This window comes from Calothrix sp. FACHB-168 (genome assembly GCF_963889195.1).
GTDB lineage: Bacteria > Cyanobacteriota > Cyanobacteriia > Cyanobacteriales > Nostocaceae > Aulosira > Aulosira anomala_A.
This window is the reverse complement of sequence record NZ_CAWPNJ010000010.1, coordinates 34372-61125: the sequence shown is the minus strand read 5'-3', so window position 1 is coordinate 61125 and position 26754 is coordinate 34372. Positions and strand designations below refer to the sequence as shown.

Here is a 26754-nt window from a genome sequence, read left to right as displayed (position 1 = left end):
TTCTTCTTGATATCGCCTATATAGATGTTATTCCTCTATATATGTAGAGAATAATAAGTACAAAAGGACAAACACCAACCTTCAGGTGGCACAGGATCGAAATCTTAGAGCATAAGATCTGGAATTCTTTTGTCTTGTTGTACTACAGAGATAGTTGTTGTGCGATCGCATCTGATAAATTAACCCACAAGGTTTTTAGAGCTTGAGTCAGCAAACAAAACAGTTGCAATCTGAGAAATTCAGGATCGCACAAGAAATATTTCTTCTAGGCATCAAGGATAGCGATCGCCTAACAAACAAAATCATCTCTTGATATTCATCATAGCTGATAGCTATTATGAGCATCGGAGTTTCTTACCACGCTTTTTTGTCACTATCTGCTTAAACTCAGGTTAAGACTAGCAAAAACCTTAATTTTCCCTAAAATTCAGCTTTCTTGGTTACCTAAAGTGACATAAGTAGAGTGTGATATCACCAGAGAACAACCATAGTGTGGACAAAGGACAGCAAGCATGGTTTCAACCATCAACAAGGCGGCAAAAGTTGACTATTCAGCACGGGATAGTAAAGGAAAAGTAGCCTTCTACGTCCTCCTGTGGAAACGACAAGGAATCTCCTTAGAGATTTTTGATGACTACTGGAGAGACGTACATGGCCCAGTCTGTGCTAGATTGCCAGGTCAATATCAATACTGGCAATTTCATGTGGCTCATAACGAAGGGGGTTTATGGCCAGAAATTCCCGGTTTAGATTATAGATGGGAAAATGACGATAACTTTGATGGGATTGCAGAATTAACCTTTGAAAGTGATGCAGACCGGCAAACATGGTTCAAAGCGTCAGCTATTCTCATGGATGACGAACACAACCTATTTCGTAAAGCCATCGGTTACAACAGTAGCCCCGGTAATTCCATCACTTATACAGATCGTATCCCCACAGGCGATCCCAACGGCGAAGTTGGAGCCATCAAATTTCATGTTTTAATCAAAAAAGCTGATGGTGCAAGTACAGAAGCTTTTCGTCGTTATCTGACAGAGACATTTGCACCCAAAGTCAGCAACAATGATGCAGTACTTAAATTACGCTTGCATCTATTTGAAGAAGTTGATAATTCTCGCCCAGATGCAGCAGGGGTGAGTCATTATGAACCACCAGCCAAGCAATATCATGCAGCTTTTGAAATTGCTTTTTTAAATCATCTGGATCGAGAAAAGTTTTTCGCCTCTGCTGATTATGCGGCAGCAGTGCAAGATGCAGCTAAATATCTCAAACAAATCCAACCATTCCCCGAAAGGTCGGCTTATACCTTTGTCTATAACAGTCAGATGACGTTAGCCGGTCAACGCAGTTCTTCAGTAGCCGAACTGATCACAGATATCGGTGCAGTTAATCAACTTCAAGAGGACATCACATCTCTCATGCTCAATTACAATCTTTACAGCTCTCCAACCAACGGTTATGGTTCGGCTCAAGCCACCCCAACCCAGCCAAAACCCGCCAAGAAGCGCACCAATTATTACCAAGGTTTGTCAGCTGATTATTCCCGTCCGGGACTGGTTAGCCCCTACGTAGCCAAAAAGCTAATTGAGGATGCAGAAAAAATTGTGGCAATGAAAGAACCCAGATTGCCAGAAATCAATTCATACTACACCTTAGAACAAATTGAACGGGAAAACAGAGAATGGTGGCCGACACATTGTGAAGCCTTGAGACAAGGAAGAGGCGATATCTTAACTGGAGAATACCGTGACGATTTAGTTTATTTGTGTCAAGATGGGCCCTACCAAGGTTTAGAACAACAAAAAGAAAGAGAAAAACATTGGTGGGCATTAATTGCGCAACCAGGAGTTACCATGTGCTGGCCCATCGTCATGTTTTATGGCGAACACACATACTTTGAATGGAAGTGTGTAGACGACGAAACCAACGAAACTTTAGCCAAAGGTAATGTCACCTGGGTACGCCGAGGTCATCGTGGTGCTTGCTATTTAAAAACAGAACAATTGACTTTCTATCGCGATGTATTTGCTGCCAATGAACTTCTGACCTTGATCACCACAGCTTAAAATGAAACAGGAAAGAGCATATAAAAATGCCGTCCTAGATGACCAAGAACTGCAAGAAAGTTTAAAACAAATCAATCCCAAGTTTGGTGACTTTGTAATTCGGGTAGCAGGTGAAGCCTGGGGTCTGCCACTAATTGACCAAAAAACTAAGGCTCTGATTACCATCGCTATTGATGTTGTCAATCAGGATCATAGAGGTGCTGGCAACCCTTTCGCGGCCCATATAAATATGGCTCTCAAACAGGGAGCCACCCGCGAAGAAATTGAAGAGCTGCTGCTGTTCCTATGCGTTTATGCGGGTTTTAATAAAGTCGCGGCTTGTTTCGGCACCCTGAACCAGATTTTTGACAATTTAAATAGCATACCAAGGACAGCAGCAATGCTTTCAGCAACCAAACAATCAAACCTAGCTGATTATTCAGCACGGGATCATCAAGGAAAAGTAGCTTTCTACGTCCTTCTGTGGAAACGAGATGCCATTTCCCTAGAGCTATTTGATAATTACTGGAAAGACGTTCACGGCCCGGTCTGTGCTAGACTACCCGGTCAATATCAATATTGGCAATTTCATGTAGCTCGTAATGAAGGGTGTTTATGGCCAGAAATTCCCGGTTTAGATTATAGCTGGGACATTGAAGATAACTTTGATGGGATTGCAGAGTTAACCTTTGAAAGTGATGCAGACCGGCAAACATGGTTCAAAGCGTCAGCTATTCTCATGGATGACGAGCATAACCTGTTTCGTAAAGCTATCGGTTACAACAGCAGTCCTGGTAATTCCATCACTTATATAGATCGTATCCCCACAGGCGATCCCAACGGTGACGTTGGAGTCATCAAATTCCACGTTTTAATCAAAAAAGCTGATGGTGCAAGTACAGAAGTTTTTCGTCGTTATCTGACAGAGACATTTGCACCCAAAGTCAGCAACAATGATGCAGTACTTAAATTACGCTTGCATCTATTTGAAGAAGTTGATAATTCGCGCCCAGATGCAGCAGGGGTGAGTCATTACGAACCACCAGCCAAGCAATATCATGCAGCTTGTGAAATTGCTTTCTTGAATCCGTTGGACAGGGAAAAGTTTTTTGCCTCTGCTGATTATGCCGCAGCGTTGCAAGATGCAGCTAAATATATCAAACAAATCCAACCTTTTTCCGAAAGGTCGGCTTATACCTTTGTATATAACAGTCAGATGACTCTCGCCGGTCAGCGAAGTGCCAAGGTAGCCGATTTAATTACTAAAATTGGCGCTGCTAACCAAATCCAGAATGATATTGTTTCACTAATGATTAATGGTCAGACTGATTACGCAAACGGTAAAGTTTTAGCTCAGAATGGTCAAGATGCTCTGCAAAAACATCAGCTAATTTCTAGTTCTGGACTGGGTCATTTATTGCAAGGCGTGCAGCACGTTGGTGTGACAATTCATGACATGGCTAAATCCCTCGAATTTTATACAGAAGTATTAGGAGGGAAATTAGTTGTTGGGGAAAGCGAGTTAGTCGGTGATGTCATCCAAAATACACTTTTTCAAAAAGAAGAACTGGATGCATTAGCTAAAGGAATTGATCCAGAGAAAGCTGATATTCCGCATTTACGCAGTGGTAAACAAGACGCTTTAGATGTCAAATTTATTTCTTTTGGTAATACTGTCGTTGAACTGATTTATGTGAGAGAAGCTGGCAAAGCTAATGCTCCTTATGGTTCAGTGAAAAGTATTCCTTCCCATATTGGTCATGTCAATGCTATGCATATTTCTTTCAACGTCAAAGAGGGCGTTGATCTGAATGAATTTGCCAAAATATTGGAAGAAGAATCTCACAGAAGAGGCATGACAAATGTGGTTTGTAACCGCGTTATCCATGTCAAATCGGAAGCCGAAAGAAGAGCAGTTGCGCTGAGATACAATTCTTTTAAATTTTGGAATGAACCAGAAGCGATCGCAGCCGGCGAACCAGAAGTAGACTGGAGCAAAGATCCAATGGAAGGCTGGTCTTTGTTTTATTGCAAAGGCCCAAATGGCGAACAATTGGAATTTAACCAAGTTACCCGCAAGGTGAAAAATCGCTTCCAAGAATCGATGGAGGAATATAACCAAGCTAACGGTACATCCTTCATTTTTCCCGACGCTAAAGTTGGTAATAATATCTCAGGAGTTAACGGCTTTCACCAAAGTGCAAATGGCCAAAACTCAGATAAAACAGAGCTATATTTCACATTTAGCGTTCCTGTATATGCTTCTTGGGCAAATGTTTGGGATGTAGTCAAAGACAAAATTGAAAATACAGCACGCTATAATCCTGAAGCTCAAAACCCGCAAATTTTGGCGAGATATCACGATGGTATGCTCCGCCAAATGAATGCACTCGGCATGGTTGTTAAAGAAAGAATCTTTATAGATGAGCAAGCCGGATCTATCACCCATAATTTAGTAGATAATCCGCTATTCCAAGGCAAAATCGTTAACACAGTTGTCCGAGGAAAAGAGCCTAATGCTCCTCTAACTATTAACTACAAGCTCAACTGGGAACCTGTCAATGAAGAAGGTCGAAAGCTGGGTTCCAAAGTTGCAGATAAACTTCACAAAGCAGTTCAGCAAGCTGTACTCAGCGCCAAAGAAGTTGCTGAAAAGCGAGAAACACAAAAAAAAGACAATCTTAAACTAGAAGCATCAACTAATAGAGGAAACTTAATGTCCAATAAATTGCCTGGAACAAATACAGACTTAGTCAAGCGTTTGTTCTCTAGAGGTGAAGCATTTGATTCGGCAGGTTTTGTTACCTTTTTTACAGATACGCCAGTATATCAGTTTGGCAACTTTGATGTGTGTCTGGATAAAGAGTCGATCAAAAAATCAGCCGATGCCTTCTTTAGTAAAATCGACGCCGTTTACCACGAAATCAAGATGATTTGGGAAGCCGGAGATGTGGTATTTGTCGAAATGGATGTGCTTTATTGGCGCAAAGACGGCTCAGTGATATCACTTCCTTGCAGTGATATTTTCCGTGTTGAGGGAGATAAATTCAGCGAACTCAGGATTTTCATGGATGTGAATCCTGTCTTTAATCCTAGGATCTCTGTGCCCCAATCTGCGTCTGTGCTGACAGTGAGCAAAGGTCAGCAAATTATCCCTCCTGGTACCATGAGAAAACATTTTGCAGAGCATCCAGAAGGTAAAGAACGAGTAGCCCAAGGATTTGTTCCTAAATGGTCAATTGCTGGACCTAAATGGTCTATAGGCAACGAAAACGGTAAAGCACCCTCAGAACAATTAAAAGCTGTTGGAGAACTATCTGCAGCAATCATGGCTGAAGATTGGGCAACAGTGAAAACTTACCTGACTGATGATTTATTATACAAGGTGGGTTCATCTGAACCGATGTATGGCCCCAACGCTGTGGTAGATTTCTTCAAACAGACCTTTAAAACTACTGCCAAGTTTTATGGTCATGATGCCAGAAAAATTTGGGTAGAGCCAGACATCATTACCATCGAAATGGATGCCAAATACGAATTGGTTCACAACAAAAAGCATGTTAAAGTCTCTTGCTGTGACATCTACCGGATGCGTGGTAATAAGGTCAGTGAATGGCGAGTTTACGCTGATATGACCCCTTGGCAAAACTAAGATAATCTAGGAGATAGTGATGTCACATAAAGTACTAGAGCTTTTACAAGCAGCATTTGAACAGCCAAATCTACAACAAAAACTTCATACTGCTGATACAGCCGAGCAATTCATGAAGATTGCTCAAGAGAACGGCTATGAATTAAGTCACCAAGAATTGGTATCAGCACTTGGTAAAGTGCATGTAGTTTTTGGTCAACTCGTCGAGTCAATGATGGGTCAGTTGATGGTAGAAGCATCAACAAAAAACAGACAATATCCAGCAATAGAACCAATTTCTGGAACAAATACAGACCTAGTCAAGCGTTTGTTCTCTAGGGGTGAAGCATTTGACTCGGCAGGTTTTGTTACCTTTTTTACAGATACGCCAGTATATCAGTTTGGCAACTTTGATGTGTGTCTGGATAAAGAGTCGATCAAAAAATCAGCCGATGCCTTCTTTAGTAAAATCGACGCCGTTTACCACGAAATCAAGGTAATTTGGGAAGAAGGTGATGCGGTATTTGTGGAAATGGATGTGCTTTACTGGCGCAAAGACGGCTCGATGATATCACTTCCTTGCTTTGATATCTTCCGAGTTGAGGGGGATAAGTTCAGCGAATTGAGGATTTTCATGGATGTGAATCCTGTCTTTGATCCAACTATCCCAGTTCCTGAATCTGCTTCTGTGCTGACAGTCAGCCAAGGTAAGCATGTTCTACCGCCAGGAACAATGAGAAGACATTTTGCGGAGCATCCAGAAGGCAAAGAAAGAGTCGCTCAAGGATATGTGCCTAAATGGTCAACTGCTGGTCCTAAATGGTCTATTGAAAGCGAAAATGGTAAAGTAGCCTCCTCAGAACAGTTAAAAGCCGTTGGGGAACTATCTGCGGCAATTATGGCTGAAGATTGGGAAAGAGTGAAAACTTACCTAACTGATGATTTATTATACAAGGTGGGTTCAGCCGAACCAATGTATGGCCCCAACGCTGTGGTAGATTTCTTCAAACAGACCTTTAAAACTACTGCCAAGTTTTATGGTCATGATGCCAGAAAAATTTGGATAGAGCCAGACATCATTAGCATCGAAATGGATGCCAAATACGAATTGGTTCACAATAAAAAGCATGTTAAAGTTTCTTGCTGTGACATCTACCGGATGCGTGGTAATAAGGTCAGTGAATGGCGAGTTTACGCTGATATGACCCCTTGGCAAAGTTAGTAGTCAGAAGCAATTGCGTTGCGATCGCTAAATCAGCAAATACACATTTATGAGAGTTATTAACAACCTTTAGCTTCTACTAGAATGAGTTGCTAAAAAGGAAACTAATTAAGAGCATTCCCTAGTTGAAAAAAATGTTTCTCAAGCAATTCAATTAACTGCAATTTTTTAATTGTGTTCAACAATACATTGAATCAAGGGGATGCTCTTGAATAATTAGTGGACAACCTGAGATGAAGTTGTCAAAAATATTCATCTCAAATTTCAAGCAAAATTTGAGTTTTTAACTGTTTGGCTTATACAAATAGTTGATAATTTTTGCTCAAACTGTAAAGTAGCCTTGAGTGTTTTGAAAATTAAGGATTAAAAACAAAATGGTGACTGAATCAAAAGGAAAAATCGGTGTACTAATTGAAGAACATTTTGATGCTACAGAATTTCGTCGCTTCAATGAGTATTTTCCCGAAAAAGGCTATGAAGTTGAGTATATTTCTCACCTATGGGGAAATAAAGAATTGCACTTTGGCTCTAATCCGGAAAATGACCAGATAGAATTCCATGTCACAGTTACCACAGAAGTTAACGATATTGACCCTGCTGATTATAAAGGCATAATTTGCATTGGAGCCTATGCAATGGATCGCCTGAGATATCAAGTAAATGTTAAGAAAGGTCAAAAAAATCAAGCGCCAGCAGTGGCTTTTCTGCGGAAAGCAATGGCAACAGAGAATGTGAAATTAGGGACAATTTGTCATAGTTTGTGGTTGTTCTGTGCCGATCCCGATTTGATTAAAGATCGCAAAGTTACCTGTGCCCATAACATCATTTGTGACGTAGAAAACGCTGGAGCAGATGTGGTTTATGAAAACGATATGACAGTCGATTTAGTTATTGATGGTAACCTGATTACAGGTAAGCATCCGGGAATGGTAGACCAGTTTATGGAAGAGTTTGTCAAAGAAATTGAGAAAGCTAGCTCGCGGAATCCAGAATTAGCTCAACAAATTTAATTGCAAAATGGCAAACATTTGTGATGGTGCAGACTCGGTTGTGTCAACACACAACCGGCTGTGAATCTACTCCTGAGAAACAAATTGTTCTCGGCTTCTGCTCCATAAATCTAGAGCAACTGTCACTACACAAGCGATCGCAACCAATGTAGTTAAAAATACAGGCGGTAAGTTCATCCCGGCAATCGCCAAGACTAAGACAAATCCTGCTGCTCCTAAACGATAAGTGCTTAAAATTCTACCTTTGCGGTATTTCTCCAAAATACAAGTTGTGAAGTTAATCAGAGCTAACACCAGCAAGCAAAGGGTAACAGCACCACAAAGTAGCCAACGGTCTTTTTCTGGGACGACATTCTTTGTACTGGTGAAAATCACATGCTCAACGCCTACCCCTGTAGCCGCTAAACCAATAGCTAGTAGCAAGTGAGAATAAAGCCACGTGATAAATGTACTAATTTTACCTGCCTTCATTGTTTCTAGTGGCGAACCATCGATACTATCGAAGTACAGCCACCAAAAGCTAAAAGCAATGCTCATTCCCATTAAGGCAGTGAAAACCGAGGATAGATTCCACTCTTTTTCCGCTACACCTTTAACTACAGCGGCCACCGACTCGCCTAAAACTATCATGGTAAAAAGTCCCAACCGCTCTGGCATGTGAGAGATATCTGGGGTGATCTCAGTGGCTAAATGACCTGTTCCTAAGGGAGTAATCAAGTCTATAAACAGCCCCAGCGCCCACAGTGCAAACCGCCAAGGAACTGGTACAAACAAGGATAATAACCAACAACCAGCACCAAGACCAAAACCGCCAATATAGCGATTAAGTAAGGGACGGGCTACAGGCACATGATATTTAGCAATGAGAAATTGAATAATGAGTATACTGCGAGCGCCAATGTAAGCAATTGCAAAGCCAGTAGAAGATTTACCCAAACCGTGATGCACATTAACTGCTAAAGCCGCAATCATCACCATTTGGAGGAGGGTTAATAAGCGATCGGCCAGATCGTCAGTATCAAACAAATTGGCGTAAAAAGTAGCACCTAGCCAACAAGACCAAATCGGGATAAACAGAGCAACATAACCGACAACACCTAGTACAGTAACATCTTTACTGAGATTGTGAGCCAATTCCGCGATCGCTACTACAAATATCAAATCGTAAAACAGCTCTAGCCAAGTAGCGCGTCTTTCGTGACTACTATCTTCACCAATACGTAATCTTGGCGGTTGCCATAATTTTTTGTTCATTAGAACCGTAATATCAACTACTCATGGAAAACTATTTTACGAGGTTCGTTTCACATCTGAGTTGGGTAATTTATGCAAATTCTGCTTGAACAATCATTATGTAGGTTTGTGTAACTACTTCATTTTCAGCAGTTTTACGAGAATCGCTACATTTTTTGCTACTCAAGCCGTCAAAAACATGTAGAATGTCTCTTGTTCTGAGCCAGTAAAATTTACGGAATTCATCTTGATATATATGAGTGTCGAGACAGTTAAAGCGTTCCCAGCCATAAAAACAGCAATGCTTTTTGATAGTCGAACTAGATATTGATAAATTCCAGGACTATTACAAACAATTACTCTGACGATGCAACAAGTAATAAATCTGCGAAATTAAATTAAATAGATTACCTACGTCAAAATTTAGATTTCGCAACAAAATAGACAGGCACAAAATCAGAAATATCAAGCGCCCACGACGCTGAGAACACAAAAGCATCGAGTTTCACAGGATACCGACGGAAGTCTGACAATATCTATCCTTTTATTTCTGTAACAACAAAGATGAACAAACTCAACTTCTCAATCTCAGACACAATCACTGGTTACGTCACTGACTTTAACCCCAGTGATAAGTCTTTTGGTATTAAAACCTCAGGGGAGCAAGAATACAGAGCATACCTCACCCCAACTGTTTATGCCAGAATTGCCCAAAACTTAGAAGAGCCTTATAGAGACTGTACTGGACAAATTGAACAACTGCTAGTACCAGGTCAGCACGTATTTGTTTACGGTGTTTTTTATCCCCAGGGAGATGGATACAAATTTGAAGCTAAGTCCCTAGTCTTCCCCAACGATAAACCAGGTTCCTATCGCCACGAAGAACCAGACTGGTGGATTAAGCAAATCCGTTCCATTGCTGATAGTTACCTCAAATGGCAATTTAACTATCCCGATCGCGAAATTGATTACCACGAATATCGTACATATTTACACTTAGCTGGTGGTAAGAAACGCGACGACTTCTTACAAGAAACTGATACCATTTCTCGTCTCGTCTATGGTTTTGCTTCAGCGTTCCTGTTAACCGGTGAAGACCGCTTTCTCGAAGCAGCAGAAAGAGGCACAGATTACCTGCGCGAACACATGCGTTTCTACGATCCTGATGAAAACCTCATTTACTGGTATCACGGTGTAAAAGTTACCGGACGCAGAGAACAAAAGCTACTCACCTCCGAGTTTAGCGATGACTACGACGCTATCCCCGCCTACGAACAAATTTACGCTTTAGCTGGGCCAATTCAAACCTACCGGATTACAGGCGATCCGCGCATTCTCAAAGACGCAGAGATGACCGTGGATTTATTTGATAAATTCTTCCTCGACAAAGATGGTGGTGGCTATTTCTCCCACATTGACCCGATTACTCTCGATCCCCGTGCCGAATCTTTAGGTCGCAACCGCGCCCGCAAAAACTGGAACTCAGTCGGTGACCATGCACCCGCCTACCTAATCAACTTATGGTTAGCCACAGGCGAGAAAAAATATGCCGACTTCCTCGAATACACCTTTGACACCATCGCCAAATATTTCCCCGACTACGACGACAGCCCCTTTGTCCAAGAGAAATTCTTTGAAGACTGGAGTAAAGACCAAACCTGGGGTTGGCAGCAAAACCGCGCCGTAGTCGGTCACAACCTAAAAATTGCTTGGAACTTGATGCGGATGAACTCCCTCAAGTCTAAAGAAGAATATGTAGAACTAGCGGAAAAAATCGCTCACCTCATGCCCAAAGTTGGTAGCGACCAACAAAGAGGCGGCTGGTATGACGTAGTTGAAAGAGTTCTTGCTGAAGGTGAAGAACAACACCGCTTTGTTTGGCACGATCGCAAAGCTTGGTGGCAACAAGAACAAGCTATTCTCGCTTACCTCATTCTCTACGGTATCTTAAACAAGCCAGAATACAAAGTTCAAGCCCATGAAGCCGCAGCCTTTTATAATGCCTTCTTCCTGGATCATGATGACGGTGCGGTTTACTTCAACGTTTTAGCCAACGGCTTACCTTACCTGTTGGGTAACGAACGCTTCAAAGGCTCTCACTCTATGAGTGCTTACCACTCAACAGAATTATGCTATTTGTCAGTAGTTTATACCAACCTGCTGATTACCAAGCAACCACTAGACCTATACTTTAAACCCCAACCAGGTGCATTCAAGGACAACATCCTGCGAGTGCAGCCAGATATTCTACCTCCTGGTAGCATCAAGATTGATAAAGTCTGGATTGACGGCGAACCATACAGCGATTTTGACGCTGAAGGCTTAACGGTGAAACTACCAGACACCAAAGCTCAAGTGAAAGTCAAAGTTACAATTGTCCCTGCCGCTTAGTCTGCTGGAAGTGATTAATTATGAAAATCATTGTCAAAACAATCAAAGTAACAGCAACCAAAGAAGGGGAAAACGGTACGACGGTAAAAGTGCATGAAGAAGTGACTTTAGTAGAGCTCGAAGGTGATGTAGACGGGAAAACTGCACCAGAAGTCCAAGATCAAGTATTACCTTTGGTAAAACCCAAAAGTAAATTGTTGCTGGATTTAACAACAGTTCCTTATATGTCCAGTGCTGGCTTACGTGCCTTGCTATCCCTACATCGCAAATTTAGCGATCAAGAAGGGAAATTGGTACTGGTAGGAGTTGCACCAGAAATTCAAGATACGATGGAGGTTACTGGATTTCTCAACTTCTTCACTATTAGCAAAAACATAAAATCGGGTTTAGCATCTCTCGAAGTCGAAGCTGATTCTCTACCGGCTGAATCAACTCTCAAGGATTGAGAATCATCAGCAACAGACGCGGTTAACCAATGTTTGGGATACCGCGTCCCTGTCTCTACCATTGGCGGATCTGAATGCCATTTCACTCATTAGCAAAGAACAATGGAGCGCATCGACGTTAATCCCACCCATATCTACGACGGGTTTAAACTCCGTCGGGGTAAACCTTTCCCTTTTGGAGCCACACTGATTCCAGGGGGGGTAAATTTTTCTATTTTTTCCAGTCACGCCAAATCCTGTTCTTTAGTACTGTTTAAAAAACATCAGTCCGAACCTTTTGCTGAAATTCCGTTTCCTGAAGAGTTTCGGATTGGGAATGTTTTTTGCATGGTGGTGTTTGACTTGGACTATGAAGAAATCGAGTATGGCTATCGCATGGATGGCCCCTTCGATCCCAAAGCCGGACACTGGTTTGATAAAAGCAAAATTCTCTTAGATCCCTATGCCAAAATTATTGGCGGTCGGGATGTTTGGGGAGTGACGCCAGATTGGAGTGATATCTACCATCATCGTGCCCGGATTGCTTTTGATGACTTTGATTGGGAATCAGAGCGACCTCTGGAACTTCCACCAGAAGACTTGATTATTTACGAAATGCATGTCCGCAGCTTTACCCGTCATCCATCCTCTGGGGTGAAGCATCCAGGAACCTTTGCGGCGATTCGAGAGAAGATCCCCTACTTAAAAGAGTTGGGAGTAAACTGCATCGAACTCATGCCTGTATATGAGTTTGACGAGTTTGAAAATTCTCGTCCCAATCCCCAAACAGGCGAATTGTTGGTCAACTACTGGGGATACAGTACTGTGGGTTTCTTTGCACCCAAAGCAGGTTATGCAGCCACAGGTAAGTTTGGGATGCAGGTTGATGAGTTGAAGACACTGGTAAAAGAACTTCATGCTAATGGCATTGAGGTAATTTTAGATGTGGTCTTTAACCATACCGCCGAAGGGAATGAGAATGGCCCAGTGATTTCCTTCCGGGGTATTGACAATAAGACATATTATATGCTTACCCCAGAGGGTTACTATTACAACTTTAGTGGTTGCGGTAACACCCTCAATTGTAACAACCCAATTGTGCGCAATATTGTGCTTGATTGCTTGCGTTACTGGGCAGCAGAGTATCATATCGATGGCTTCCGGTTTGATTTGGCTTCAATTCTCGGACGCGATCCTTGGGGCGCACCTCTAGCGAATCCGCCGTTGTTGGAGACTTTAGCCTTTGACCCAATTTTGGCTAAATGTAAATTGATTGCTGAAGCCTGGGATGCGGGCGGTTTATATCAAGTCGGTTCTTTTCCGGCTTTTGGTCGCTGGGCAGAGTGGAATGGTAAATACCGCGATGGTATTCGCAAATTCCTGAAAGGCGAACCAGGAAGAGTTGGCGATATGGCGCAACGGTTGCAAGGTTCACCAGATTTGTATGCTTGGGCAGGACGCGCACCTGCAACTTCGATTAATTTCATCACAGCCCATGATGGTTTTACCTTAGCTGACTTAGTTTCTTATAACGGTAAGCATAACGAAGCCAACGGCGAAAACAACAACGACGGCACCAACGATAACGATAGTTGGAACTGTGGCGCAGAAGGCTGGACAGACGATCCAGGCATCAATGCTTTGCGTCAAAGGCAGATGAAAAATGCGATCGCTCTGTTGTTAGTCAGCCAAGGCGTACCCATGCTCCTTATGGGCGATGAAGTCGGACGCTCTCAAAACGGTAACAATAATACCTACTGCCACGATAACGATCTGAACTGGTTGAATTGGGATCTGTTAAAGTCTAATGCCGACCTCTTCAACTTTGCCAAACATTGTATCGCTTTCCGCAAAGCCCACCCCGTACTGAGAAATCACTGGCACTTCCAAAATCGCGACTATGTTGGTAGCGGCTATGCTGATATTTCCTGGCACGGTACTCAAGCTTGGAATGCAGACTGGTCAGATTCTAGTCGTACCCTAGCTTTTATGCTTTGTGGCAAACATGCTAAAGGTGGCACAGTTAATGATAACTATATTTACGTTGCCATGAATATGCACTGGGAAGCTCACTGGTTTGAAATTCCCCAACCACCAGCAGGTTTGAAGTGGCATGTATTTGCTAATACTGGTGCGCCTGCTGCAGAAGCTAGCTGGGAACCTGGTACAGAACCAGAATTAGGAAATCAGCAGGGAATTTTACTAGGCGATCGCTCAGTAGCTATTCTCGTAGGTAAATAAATCTTTGTGTTTCGTCAGTAATAGATGACGAAATTTTAATTAACAACCAAAACTCACCAAAACGGAGAATAAAATTATGGCTCTTAGTGCAACTCTCGAGATTACAGGCGATACCGCTAAAATTACCTTAACTGGCGAACTAGATGCGAGTTCTGCAGGCATTTTTAAAGCAGAGGTGGAAAATGCTGCCGGCACTCCTGGAGTTAAGCGGTTAGTGTTATTCATTCAAGATCTTGAATATATCGCCAGTGCTGGATTGCGCGTTTTGATTACCGCGAAACAGAAGATGGGCACTGACGCTGATATTTATATAGTCGGTGGGCAAGAACAGGTTCTAGAGACTCTAGAAAAAACTGGTTTTGACCAAAGTGTAATTATCCAGGATACCTACGAAGTAGCCTAATTCTCATAGTGGCGAATTAGGAAAAAGTTTGAAGTATGAAGGCTAAAGTTGTTTAGCCTTTAGCTTTTTTTAGATTGCCAGCAAAATTTTCAAATCTTTTCAAGTATAATGAGAAACATCTTTATTTTCCTTACTTAAAAAATCTTACTGCCAAAGTGACTCTTAAATTTTGTCACTAATGCGCTGCCTTGACTAAATTCTGAGCAAAATTGAGATAACCGCAGCGCCAAACGGCTCCTACCATATACCGCCACATAAAATCTATGGATACTCACAAACCTTTGAGAGAAGACCAATGTTACGAGGAATTGGAGTCGTTGCGCCAAGAAGTAATAACACTGAGAGCTGCACAAGCTGCTTTTGAGGCGCAAAGAGAACTGCTGGCAAAAGTAGTAGCAATGGCACGTTCTCCTGAACAGGAGGAAATGCTCAAAATCACCTTAGAAGAAGCATTACAGGTTTGTTGCAAACTCACAGGGGCAGAAACAGGCAGTTTATTTTTACTCAACAATCAGGGAGTGGTCACTGACAGTATTCTCACACAAAAGACCACAGCTAAAGATACCCGATCAAAGTTAATTGGTAGCGTTTTAGACAAGGGTCTCGCAGGATGGGTGAACCGTCATCGCCAAATAGGCTTGATTAGCGACACCATAGAAGATGAACGCTGGTTACAGCTGCCCAATCAACCATATACTGTGCGTTCAGCATTAGCTGTACCTATCCTCAGAGAAGATGCTTTGTTAGGTATTCTGACATTGCTACATTGCGAACCTCATCGCTTTAGTTGGGAAATAGCCAACTTAATGCAAAAAACGGCGAATGAAATCGCTTTAGTCCTAGAAAATGCTGAACTATACGCCAAATTAGAAGAATCATACAATTTTCTGGATCAAGCCAAACAAGAGATAGAAGCTTATTCTCAAGCTTTGGACTATGAATTAGAAAAAGGTAGGCAGATTCAGCGAGATTTTCTGCCAGAGGATCTACCAAAACTTCCTGATTGGGAAATTGCAGCTTGCTTTTATCCCGCAAGACAAGTTGCAGGTGATTTCTATGACTCTTTCATGCTTCCTGGTGGGTATGTAGGGTTAGTGATTGCAGATGTGTGCGACAAGGGTGTGGGTGCAGCTTTATTTATGGCTTTGTTTCGCAGTCTGATTCGTATTTTCTCCGGACAGACTAATTTGTGTAATGTCACGATTCTTGGTGATGAGGAGGTATTAAAGGCTGTCACAGATACGCAAATAAGCAGTAACCTAGAACAAGCTGAAGCCCTGAAAGCTGTAGCACTGATCAATAACTATATTGCTCAACAGCACGCCCAGATGAGCATGTTTGCCACGCTGTTTTTTGGCGTTTTAGATCCAAAAACAGGTATAGTCTATTACGTCAATGGTGGACATGAGCCACTATTTGTGATTGATTCCCAAGGAGTGAAAGCTACTCTTAAGCCGACAGGCCCGGCTGTGGGAATGATGCCTCATATGAAATTTAAAGTGCAGCAGATTCAACTGGCTCCGGGCGATATCTTAATTGGTTATACAGATGGTGTCACAGAAGCCCGGGCCCCTGATAACAAGTTGTTTACTAGTCAAAGACTGCTGTCTTTGTTTCAACCACCACCAGCTTCAGCTAATCAACTTTTAGAGTGGATAAAAACCAACTTATTTGCCTACATGGATAATGCTCCGCAGTTTGATGATATTACCATGCTGGCTGTGCAGCGATTAGAAAATAATCAATGAAGGAGAAATTAAGTAATTTCTCTAGGCTATTTAGTAAAAAAATTACTGGCAATCAATGAGATAATTTATGGAACCTTTAACGGTTGAAGGAACGCTTGACTCTTTGAGCGATATTGCAAAATATGTCTTAGCAGCCGCAGCTAGTGCAAACTTAGACAAAAAGACTTCTTATAAACTCCGGCTGGCAGTAGACGAAATAGCAACCAATATCATTGTACATGGTTATGAAGAAGCAGGCCGCGAAGGCACAGTAGTTTGCCAAGCGATACTGACAGATGATTGTTTAACCATTACCTTGGAAGATACTGGCGAATTCTACGATCCCACCAAGCAAGCTCTTCCAGAGGATATGGATTTACCTATAGAGCAACGCAAAATTGGGGGATTGGGAGTTTACCTGACTATTCAAGGTGTAGACAGGTTTACTTATGAAAGAGTAGGCAAAAAGAATCGCAATATATTTGTTGTAAATCGAATTTCTGCTACAACTACGGAAACAGTACCTAGTTCTAGTTCTAAATAACGATCGCGAAAACAATTAACTTCTATTTTTGACAGCGATCGCTGATCAACAAATTTTATCGGGCTAAACTTGCGTAAAGCATTGCCATACCTTGCGGTTCGTGGCTATATTTTCCACTGTGCAATGGGTGATAAGTCTCATTGTACAAACACAGGCTACGGGGGTTTTTCATCACAAACTGCATCATCTGGCGATGTGCTTCACCTCGAAAGAACTGTTTGAGGTCTAGTTCCGATCGCCAATAACTTACCATAATTACCTCATTGGGTGCGCAAATACCAGCTTTGACTTGTACGCAGCCTTCAGCCTGAATAGTTGCATTCTTGATCCATAAAAGATTTTTCCACATCCAGAAAAATCCCGCGCGATCGCGTACTAAAAAACCGTTAACAAAAACTACCGCTTCTGGATGTTCGGGTAAATCAATTTTGTAAGTAAAATAGCTCATCGTACTTCCCCTCTTGATTTGAAACTACCTATTCAACAATAATATTATTCAACTAAGTGAATATAAAATTAAGTGTATATTCAATTAATTGAATATGTCAACTCATCGCCCATGTCTCTTACCTATGCCATTCTGTCAGCCCTAGTCAGCGCCCCCAGTAGCGGTTACGATCTAGCCAAACGCTTTAAGCCTTCTGTAGAAGGTTCGGTTGGTTTTTTCTGGAGTGCTAGTTTTCAGCAGATTTATCGAGAACTGAACCGCTTAGAAGAAAAGCAATGGCTACAAGCCGAATCTGTACAACAAGAAAATCGACCCGATAAAAAAATTTATGCCGTGACAGCATTGGGTAAACAGCAGTTGTGTCAGTGGATTGCTGAAGCCGAGGAAATGGTAGCCATCAAAGATGATTTAGTCGTGAAACTTTATGCAGGACATTTAGTATCAGGCGAGATAGTGATAGCAAAACTAGCAACCCACCGCCAACAACATCAGCAGCGACTAGCGATTTATCAACAAATTCAGAGTCAGTACTTCCAAAACCCCCAAGAATTGTCAAAAAGCTTAAGATTTCAATACATGACCTTATTGCGGGGAATATACTATGAGACAGGCTGGTTAGCTTGGTGTGATGAAATTATGCCGTTGCTGAATGGAGAAGAGGGATAAGGCAGGGGACAGGGAGCAGGGAGCAGGGGGGACAAGGAATTTTAGATTTTAGACTTCGTCGTGAGCGCTCAGTCGAACGATTTGCGATTTTGGATTCCAATCTAAAATCCAAAATCCAAAATCCAAAATTGTTTCAATGCCCCATGCCCAATGCCCCATGCCCAGCTTCATAGATTATAGATATGATAGAAAAGTAGACAAAACTTAAAAAATATTCATCAAATGCTGATTCAATCCTCTGGCTTGTCCAAGGTCAAAGACTCAGTAAAAGCAAAAATTTTCTTCGGTCATGAACCTAATGCCGAGTTAATTGCCATTCTTACGGTTTACTTTGTCCAAGGTATCGTAGGATTGGCACGTTTAGCTGTGAGTTTTTTCCTGAAAGATGAACTGCTGTTGAGTCCGACGCAGGTGTCGGCGCTGTTGGGTATAGTCGCCTTACCCTGGATTATCAAGCCTGTATTTGGCTTTATTTCCGACGGGTTGCCCATATTTGGCTATCGTAGACGACCATATTTAATTTTATCGGGAATTTTAGGTGCAGTTTCCTGGTTAAGTTTAGCAACAATAGTTCATACTACCTGGGCTGCGACCTTAGCGATCGCTTTAGGCTCACTTGCCGTTGCTGTTAGTGATGTGATCGTTGACTCATTAGTAGTTGAACGCGCCAGAGGAGAATCCCAAGCCGATGCAGGTTCATTACAATCGATTTGCTGGGGTGCTTCCGCAGTTGGTGGTTTACTCACAGCTTATTTAAGCGGTTGGCTTCTAGAACATTTCTCTACACACATTGTTTTTGGAATTACCGCTATCTTTCCCCTATTAGTTTCAGCTGTAGCTTGGTTAATTGCTGAATCTCCTGTTAATCAAGATCCAGAAAATCCTCAGCAAAATAACTTTGTTAGCGTTAAACATCAATTTACACAACTACGCAAAGCCATTAGCCAAAAAGCAATTTGGCTACCTACAGCCTTTGTCTTTATTTGGCAAGCTACCCCAACAGCAGATGCCGCATTTTTCTTTTTTAGCACCAATGAATTGCACTTTGCACCAGAATTTTTAGGACGGGTACGTTTAGTTACAAATTTTGCATCTTTAATAGGTATTTGGGTTTTCCAGCGTTTCTTGAAAAACGTACCTTTTCGCGTCATTTTTGGTTGGAGTACCGTACTTTCCACAGTTTTAGGAATGACGATGCTGCTATTAGTTACCCATACCAACCGAGCTTTAGGTATAGACGATCGCTGGTTTAGTTTAGGTGATAGCTTAATTCTTACTGTGATGGGACAAATTGCCTATATGCCAGTGTTGGTATTAGCGGCGAGAATCTGCCCTCCGGGAGTAGAAGCCACATTATTTGCTTTGTTAATGTCAGTATGTAACCTTGCCGGCATGGTGTCCTATGAATTGGGGGCGATCGTTATGCATTGGTTAGGAATTACTGAAACTAACTTTGAATTGCTATGGCTGCTAGTAGTAATTACTAACCTCAGCACACTTTTACCTTTACCATTTCTTAGCTGGCTACCAGCCGCACAAGAGCAAACTCAGATTTCCTCATTGCAACCAACCTCTGCAAATGAGCTATTTTTGCCTGAGTTGATATCTGAAGTAGAAGCTACAAACAACAAAATTCAAAGTTGATAATAGGCAAATATTTTGTCCAAAGACAAGGAAATGAAAATTATTTTGTAGCTAGCACTTTATTGCTTTATTTCTGGAGAAATAAAGCCTTGAATGTGTTGTAATTTCCTGTCTGTCTTTGTGCAAGATAACAAGAGGATATTTTAGGATATGCAGAGTTCAAACATCTCCGAAAACACCATTTTAGAAAAATCTTATACTCGTGCTGATTGGCAAAGAGGGTACGAATCTTTATATGAAGAATTCGATTACTGGATTGATGATATTGAAGGCGAAATTCCCCCAGAACTGCAAGGTACATTATTTAGAAATGGCCCTGGCTTATTAGATATTAATGGTCAACGCATTCATCATCCTTTTGATGGTGATGGGATGATTAGCCGTATTAGCTTTGTTAATGGTCGTGCCCATTATCGCAATCGCTATGTCAGGACTGAAGAATATATAGCAGAACAAAAAGCTGGCAAAATTCTTTATCGCGGTGCATTTGGTACACAAAGGCCTGGTGGTTGGTTAGCTAATTTTCTCGACTACAAACTTAAAACTATTGCTAATACCAACGTTATTTATTGGGGTGGTAAATTATTAGCACTGTGGGAAGCTACTGAACCCCATCGCCTAGATCCATATACCTTAGAAACTTTAGGAAAGGAATATTTTAATGGCGCGTTATCTAAAGGCCAACCTTTTAGTGCTCATCCTCGATTAGATCCTCGTTGTCAGCAAGATAATGGCGCACCTTGCTTGGTTAACTTTTCCATTCAGCCACAACTCTCTACTAAAATAACCATTTTTGAGTTAAATCCAGCAGGGGAAGTTATCAGAAAACAAGCCCATAAAGTACCTGGGTTCTGTTTTGTTCATGACTTTGTAATTACTCCTAATTACTGCATTTTCTTGCAAAATCCTGTTACTTTCAATCCCATTCCCATGCTTTTGGGAATCCGTTCATCTGGGGAATGTATTAAATTTCATTTGGATAGACCTACTCAGATAATCGTGGTTCCTCGTAACCCCAAAGCTGGTAAAGAAGATATCAAAATTTTAGAAACACAAGCAGGTTTCATCTTTCATCACGTTAATGCTTTTGAAGTAGGTGATGAAATTGTGATTGATTCTATATGCTACGATTCCTTACCAGAAGTTGAACCTAAAAGCGATTTTCGCCAAGTAAATTTTGAAGCCAATGCACCAGGAAAACTCTGGCGATTTGCATTGCAACTGCAAAATAGAACTGTGGAACGCAAATTAATTGAAGGTCGTGCCTGTGAGTTTCCGGCGATTAATCCGGCTAATGTTGGACAGCAATATCGTTATTTATATATCGGTGCAACTCACGCAGAAACAGGTAATGCTCCCTTACAAGCGATTTTGAAAATTGATTTAGATTCGGGAGAAAAGCAACTTTGGAGTGCTGCACCTCGTGGGTTTATAGGTGAACCGGTTTTTGTTCCTCGTCCTGGTGGAGAGACAGAAGATGATGGTTGGTTATTGGCTTTAGTTTATGATGCAGCTCATCATCGCTCAGATGTGGTAATTTTGGATGCAAGAGATTTGAATAAAAGTGCGATCGCGCGTTTGCATCTCAAGCATCATATACCCTACGGTTTGCACGGGAGTTTCACCCCTGAAGTGTTTGTCTCACCTTAATTGACATCATCCCCACACCGCAAAATTGGTGTGGGGTATATTGATATTAAACAGCAGTATATATAGATACTTTTTCTTCTGAATTCAAAGAACGAAAACTTACCTTCATACCATCACGGGGTTTAGGTGTAGGTACCATCACCAAATCTAAATCTTGTTCTGGTAATAGTTCCCAATTATACCCACGAATTAAAAGTGCGGCGAATAACTTCATTTCTAACTTGGCAAACTCTTTACCTAAACATTCCCTGACTCCCCCACCAAAAGGTACATAGCTAAATGGTTTCGGTTTATCCTCTGCTTGTTCTGGTGCAAATCGCTGGGGATTAAATTGATTTGGCTCAGTATAAACACTGCTATCATGATGTGTTTTGCCGATTTGGTAGAGAACCGACCAACCTTGAGGAATGCGCCAGCCATTAAACTCGCAAGATTGAATCACTTCACGGAAACCTCCACCGACTGGGGGAATAATTCGTAATACTTCCTTGAGGATTAAGTCTAGATATTGCATTTGTTGTAAATGCGCCATCGTTAGCGGTTCCTCTATTGCTAATTGCTGTTGTTCTGCACGAGCTTGGGCTAAAACTGCTGGATTCTGCGCTAATAATAAACATAGAGATGCGATCGCAGATGTTAATGTCTCATGTCCAGCAAAAAGTAATAGTAGCACCTGGTCTTTTAGTTCTGGCAAACTTAAGCTATTACCCTCTTCATCCCGTGCTTGCAAAAGCAACCCTAAAGCATCTTCAGAAGAATCAGGTTGTTGTTGACGTTGAAGTACAATTTCTTCAATTTTATCTAGCAACTGCTGACGACAACGCAACGCCCGACTAAACTTAGTTCCAGGTAACCTTACAGGAATAGTAAATAAACCGCCACACCATTCCTCAAACAACTCAGCAATATGACTATCAGCAGCTGCATCTGTACCAATCAGCAATTTACAGGCAACATCAAAAGTATACTTTCTTAACTCCGGATACCATGTCAATTCACCTATCTTTTCCCAGTTATGCAGATAAGCTTGGGTAATTTCCGCCATTTTACCGACATATCCCGCCAGCGCTCTAGGTTTAAAGGCTTCGGATAATAGCTTACGCCGCTTTTGATGTATACCACCCGTTTGTATAGACAGAGATGCTGGGCCTAGTAAAGTTTTAGTGCTATCCGGCCAGCTAATCGAAAAATATTGATTTTCATTAGTTAACAAAAAACGATTAGCATCAGCGCCAATCATCACTACTGTAGGACGACCAAATAGATGGGTTTTGAAAACCGATCCATATTTTTGATACCGCTTATTAGTAAAATCTGGATCGCTTAAAAAGCTGATTGTTTCGCCAATTAACGGTAAACCGAAGTTACCCGGAGGTAAAGGCAGAGTAGTTTTCATAGCATTAAACCTGACAGATTCACAGCAGCATATCGATCCTAAAGCATTTAGTTAAAATATGAACTTTTGTTGAGATTTCCCTCATCTTGATAATTGCGTAGTATGCAATTTAGCGTTGAAGAATTAGAACTAAAGCCCCGGCTTTCACCTGTATGCATAAAATTTAAATAAAATTGTAACAAAAACTACAAAAACTTTAATTTTCCTGAAAAGAAAGGATAAGCTAGGCATATATATATTTCCGGTTCGCAAAGATACCGCGATTAGGAGAAAATTTTATGGTTGCAACACCTGTATTACCACTGGAACCTGCGACTCCAGCCCATATTTGTCCTTTCGATCAAGCTTGTAGCTACCTAGAAGCAGCAGCTAAAGAATTAAAATTAGATGCAGGAATTTTAGAAATTCTCAGCCATCCACGTAAAGTAGTTACAGTTTCTATTCCAGTCAGACTGGATAATGGAGAAATCAGAGTATTTGCCGGACATCGGGTACAACATTCGGATATTTTAGGCCCTTATAAAGGCGGTACTCGTTACCATCCAGCTGTCACACTGCGAGAAGTTTCTGCTTTAGCAATGCTGATGACTTGGAAATGTGCGTTGTTAGGAATTCCCTACGGTGGTGCAAAGGGTGGTATTGCTATAGATCCAAAACAATACAGCGTTACTGAATTAGAACGAATTACCCGCCGTTATACCAGCGAATTAATAAAAGATATCGGCCCCTCTGTAGACATCCCCGCACCAGATGTAGGTACTTCCGCGCGGGAAATGGCCTGGATGATGGACACTTATTCCATGAATGTTGGTCATGCTGTACCAGGAGTTGTTACAGGTAAACCAATTTCCGTTGGTGGTTCCAGAGGACGAGAAATGGCGACGGGACGCGGAACCATGATTATTGTCCGGGAAGCTTTAGCGGATCGAGGTAAATCCTTAGAAGGTGTACGAGTCGCCATTCAGGGTTTTGGTAATGTGGGTATGGCAGCAGCTGAATTGCTGTATGAAGCTGGAGCAATTATTATTGCAGTGTCTACCAGTAGCGGCGGAATATATTCAGAAACTGGTTTAGATATTCCGGCTTTGAAAGCATACACAGCTAAGAATCATCGCAGCGTTGTAGGCTTTCCGCAAACCGTACCCATTAGCAACGCAGATTTACTAACGTTACCTTGTGATGTTTTGATTCCCGCAGCTTTGGAAAATCAAATCACGCAAGAGAATGTGAATCAAATTCAAGCGCATATTGTAGCAGAAGCAGCTAACGGCCCGGTAACTCTAGAAGCTAACCAAGCACTAGAAGCGCGGGGTGTAGTAGTGTTACCAGATATTTTGGCGAATGCTGGTGGTGTTGTAGTGAGTTATTTGGAATGGGTACAAGGACTTTCTTATTTGTTCTGGGATGAGGAACGGGTGAATCGCGAAATGGAACATTTGATGGTAAATGCTTACCGTCAAGTGATGGAACAATCTCAGGCAAGACAGATTTCACCGCGTTTAGCAGCTTATACTTTAGGTGTAGGTAGAGTTGCGCAAGCATTGAGCGATCGCGGTCTTTATCCTTAATAGTCATTTGTCATTGGTCATTTGTCATTTGTTTTAAGCAAATAAATAGCCAGTTATATTACTAAACTCATAATAGAGGCGGATGATTTATCTGCCTCTTTTTTTGGCGATCGCGAAATTACAGCTATTTTTAGGTAAATAAACCACGCTGTAGGGAACATCGACAATCTTTTGGTAGATACAATAATTTTACTGGTGTTCCCTACGACAGATGTGTTTCAAATAGGTGAAAACTGCTGTAAGTATTAACTAAGCGATGAAATTATTTTTGCTGACCTTTGATAAACTATGTATTTTTTAACACTGAGAATTGCACAATTTAATTGTTGAGTGTTGTCTCAAGTGTTACAACATAAATGGCAACCAAGTACTGAGTATTTATGACAACTAGACTTAAAGAGAAAGCGTTATTGCTTTTACGTCAGGCTTTGGATAACTCAACAGCTGACTTTCGCGCCGGACAGTGGGAAGCTATTGAAGAGTTACTCCAAAAACAAGCACGGTTACTTGTTATTCAACGTACTGGTTGGGGTAAAAGTTTGGTTTATTTTTTAGCAACTCGCTTGCTACGCGATGGCTGCGCCAACGTCTTCGACGAACGCGGTGCTGGTTGTACACTGTTAATTTCGCCATTATTAGCTTTGATGCGAAACCAAATCGCCGCCGCCCAACGCATAGGCATCAAAGCCGCTACAATTAATTCCAGCAATACAGAAGAGTGGGAAGTTGTCAAAACTCAGTTGCTAATAGGTGAAGTAGACATTCTGCTAATTTCTCCAGAAAGATTAGCTAACGAAGAATTTCGAGACAAAATTCTTTTACCTATATCAGGGCGTATTGGTTTATTTGTTGTGGATGAAGCCCATTGTATTTCCGATTGGGGACATGATTTCCGCCCTGATTATCGGCGTATTGTGAGAATTTTACAAGCTTTACCACAAAATATCCCAGTACTGGCTACAACAGCTACAGCTAATAATCGCGTAGTTAATGATATTAACGCTCAATTAGGTTCAAATATAAATATTTTAAGAGGAGATTTAATTAGACAAAGTTTGCGGTTACAAAATATTTTTCTACCTAGTCCAGCAGCAAGAATGGCATGGTTAGCAGAACATATACCTAACTTACCAGGAAGCGGAATTATTTACACATTAACAGTTAGAGATGCTGACAGAGTAGCCGATTGGTTAAAAATACAAAATATAAATGCTAAAGCGTACCATAGTAATTTAGAAAGTGATGTTCGCGTTAAATTAGAGGACGAACTGCTACAAAATGAAATAAAAGTATTAGTAGCAACTACAGCTTTAGGCATGGGTTTTGACAAACCAGATTTAGGCTTTGTCATTCATTACCAACGACCTGGTTCTGTTGTACACTATTATCAGCAAGTAGGTAGAGCAGGTAGAGCGGTTGAAATCGCCTACGGAATTCTTCTGAGTGGTAATAAAGATGATGAGATTACAAATTACTTCATCAATACGGCTTTTCCTCCCGAAGTACATACCCAACAAGTTTTAAATGTACTCAATCAAGCTATAGATGGTTTGTCTGTTCCGCAATTAGAACAACAACTCAATCTTTCACGAGGGCAAATTGATAAAGTTTTAAAATTGCTGTCCTTGGAATCTCCTGCACCTATAAGTAAGCAAGGTTCCAAATGGTATACCACGCCTATAAATTATCAAATTGATACTCAAAAAATTGCACAATTAACCCAAATTCGCCGCCAAGAACAAGCACGAATGTTGGAATATATGCAAAGTCCACAATGTTTAATGACTTTTTTGGCAACAGAATTAGACGATCCTGATCCCATAGCTTGTGGTAAATGTGCTGTGTGCATAGGTAAACCTTTATTACCAGTAAATTGCCAACCTGAACTTATTAATCAAGCAATTCTATATTTACGTCGTAGCGATCAAATTATCGAACCACGTAAAATGTGGATTTCTAATTCCTTACCAACTTATGGTTTTTCTGGAAAAATTAAAGATAATTTCAAAGCAGAAATGGGTAGGGCATTATCTCTTTGGGGTGATGCTGGTTGGGGAGAATTAGTCAAGCAAGGTAAATATATAAATAATCATTTTGATGATGCATTGGTACAAGGTGTTTATGACATGATTCAACGTTGGCAACCCCAATCATTTCCTACTTGGGTAACTTGTGTTCCCTCTTTAAATCGCCCAGAACTTGTACCTAATTTTGCTCAAAGTTTGGCTGCAAAATTAAACTTACCTTTTAAACCTATTGTTCGCAAAATCCGCGAAACCCACTTACAAAAAAATATGAGTAACAGTTACCAACAAGCTCATAATTTGGATGGCGCTTTTGCTATTGACTCTTGTCCAGAAATCAATGGTTCTGTATTCTTAATTGATGATATGGTAGATTCCCGTTGGACTTTTACTATAATTGCAGCACTGTTGCGTAATGCTGGCAGTGGTATGGTTTTTCCCGTAGCATTAGCACTTAATTCATTAGGTCAAAGTGATTAAAAA

The 26754-nt window shown here is 41.3% G+C and carries 18 protein-coding genes; 15 read left to right on the top strand and 3 right to left on the bottom strand.

Translation table 11 applies throughout. From position 1 onward, the window contains the following. Positions 1-512 precede the first annotated feature (512 nt). The 4 genes from AACW45_RS04160 (at position 513) to AACW45_RS04145 (ending at position 7911) form a co-directional block, all read left to right on the top strand. Complete coding sequence (locus AACW45_RS04160; RefSeq protein ID WP_190631390.1) at positions 513-2069, top strand: EthD domain-containing protein; 1557 nt, start codon at positions 513-515, stop codon at positions 2067-2069. Position 2070: 1 nt separating this feature from the next. Further along, positions 2071-5700: a nuclear transport factor 2 family protein gene (locus AACW45_RS04155; RefSeq protein WP_242045739.1), complete on the top strand. Its 3630-nt coding sequence runs from the start codon at positions 2071-2073 to the stop codon at positions 5698-5700. A 19-nt stretch (positions 5701-5719) separates the two neighbouring features. Beyond that, positions 5720-6901 (top strand): nuclear transport factor 2 family protein, encoded by a 1182-nt coding sequence (locus tag AACW45_RS04150; RefSeq protein WP_190631387.1) that lies wholly within the window; start codon positions 5720-5722, stop codon positions 6899-6901. Between the two features lie 374 nt (positions 6902-7275). Next, positions 7276-7911: a DJ-1/PfpI family protein gene (locus AACW45_RS04145; RefSeq protein WP_190631385.1), complete on the top strand. Its 636-nt coding sequence runs from the start codon at positions 7276-7278 to the stop codon at positions 7909-7911. A gap of 66 nt (positions 7912-7977) precedes the next feature. Here AACW45_RS04145 and AACW45_RS04140 read toward each other — a convergent pair whose 3' ends face one another. Beyond that, entirely contained in the window at positions 7978-9165 is a 1188-nt protein-coding gene (locus AACW45_RS04140; protein WP_190631383.1) for a low temperature requirement protein A, read from the bottom strand. Positions 9166-9708: 543 nt separating this feature from the next. Here AACW45_RS04140 and AACW45_RS04135 point away from each other — a divergent pair. From AACW45_RS04135 to AACW45_RS04110, 6 genes are all read left to right on the top strand, one after another. Continuing rightward, positions 9709-11535 carry an AGE family epimerase/isomerase gene (locus tag AACW45_RS04135; RefSeq protein WP_190631381.1) on the top strand — a complete coding sequence of 609 codons (1827 nt, stop codon included), beginning with the start codon at positions 9709-9711 and terminating at the stop codon, positions 11533-11535. Positions 11536-11555: 20 nt separating this feature from the next. Continuing rightward, the gene (locus AACW45_RS04130; RefSeq protein ID WP_190631380.1) at positions 11556-11981 is read left to right on the top strand and encodes an STAS domain-containing protein; all 426 of its coding nucleotides are present in this window, start codon (positions 11556-11558) and stop codon (positions 11979-11981) included. Between the two features lie 102 nt (positions 11982-12083). Next, a complete protein-coding gene (gene glgX, locus AACW45_RS04125) occupies positions 12084-14201 on the top strand; it encodes a glycogen debranching protein GlgX (RefSeq protein ID WP_190631378.1) in 2118 nt (705 codons plus the stop codon). A gap of 76 nt (positions 14202-14277) precedes the next feature. Further along, on the top strand, positions 14278-14604 hold the full coding sequence (locus AACW45_RS04120) for an anti-sigma factor antagonist (protein ID WP_190631376.1): 327 nt from the start codon (positions 14278-14280) through the stop codon (positions 14602-14604). A gap of 263 nt (positions 14605-14867) precedes the next feature. Further along, the gene (locus tag AACW45_RS04115) at positions 14868-16352 is read left to right on the top strand and encodes a PP2C family protein-serine/threonine phosphatase (RefSeq protein ID WP_190631374.1); all 1485 of its coding nucleotides are present in this window, start codon (positions 14868-14870) and stop codon (positions 16350-16352) included. A gap of 67 nt (positions 16353-16419) precedes the next feature. After that, a complete protein-coding gene (locus AACW45_RS04110; protein WP_190631373.1) occupies positions 16420-16875 on the top strand; it encodes an ATP-binding protein in 456 nt (151 codons plus the stop codon). Between the two features lie 55 nt (positions 16876-16930). Here the strand turns inward: AACW45_RS04110 and AACW45_RS04105 are convergent, their stop codons facing one another. After that, positions 16931-17323: a monooxygenase family protein gene (locus tag AACW45_RS04105; protein ID WP_190631371.1), complete on the bottom strand. Its 393-nt coding sequence runs from the start codon at positions 17321-17323 to the stop codon at positions 16931-16933. Between the two features lie 111 nt (positions 17324-17434). Between AACW45_RS04105 and AACW45_RS04100 the strand changes: the two genes are divergently transcribed. The 3 genes from AACW45_RS04100 to AACW45_RS04090 all read left to right on the top strand — a co-directional run bounded on the left by AACW45_RS04100 (position 17435) and on the right by AACW45_RS04090 (position 21283). Further along, complete coding sequence (locus tag AACW45_RS04100; RefSeq protein WP_190631592.1) at positions 17435-17989, top strand: PadR family transcriptional regulator; 555 nt, start codon at positions 17435-17437, stop codon at positions 17987-17989. A 222-nt stretch (positions 17990-18211) separates the two neighbouring features. Then, positions 18212-19633, top strand: coding sequence for a folate/biopterin family MFS transporter (locus AACW45_RS04095; protein ID WP_190631370.1), 1422 nt, complete (start codon positions 18212-18214; stop codon positions 19631-19633). Positions 19634-19783: 150 nt separating this feature from the next. Continuing rightward, a complete protein-coding gene (locus AACW45_RS04090) occupies positions 19784-21283 on the top strand; it encodes a carotenoid oxygenase family protein (RefSeq protein WP_190631367.1) in 1500 nt (499 codons plus the stop codon). 46 nt (positions 21284-21329) lie between these two features. On the opposite strand, the gene AACW45_RS04085 is transcribed toward AACW45_RS04090, so the two are convergent. Next, positions 21330-22679: a cytochrome P450 gene (locus AACW45_RS04085; RefSeq protein WP_190631365.1), complete on the bottom strand. Its 1350-nt coding sequence runs from the start codon at positions 22677-22679 to the stop codon at positions 21330-21332. Positions 22680-22957: 278 nt separating this feature from the next. Here AACW45_RS04085 and AACW45_RS04080 point away from each other — a divergent pair, with 278 nt between their 5' ends. Continuing rightward, positions 22958-24247 (top strand): Glu/Leu/Phe/Val family dehydrogenase, encoded by a 1290-nt coding sequence (locus AACW45_RS04080; protein ID WP_190631363.1) that lies wholly within the window; start codon positions 22958-22960, stop codon positions 24245-24247. Between the two features lie 380 nt (positions 24248-24627). After that, entirely contained in the window at positions 24628-26751 is a 2124-nt protein-coding gene (locus AACW45_RS04075) for a RecQ family ATP-dependent DNA helicase (RefSeq protein WP_190631362.1), read from the top strand. Positions 26752-26754 lie beyond the last annotated feature (3 nt).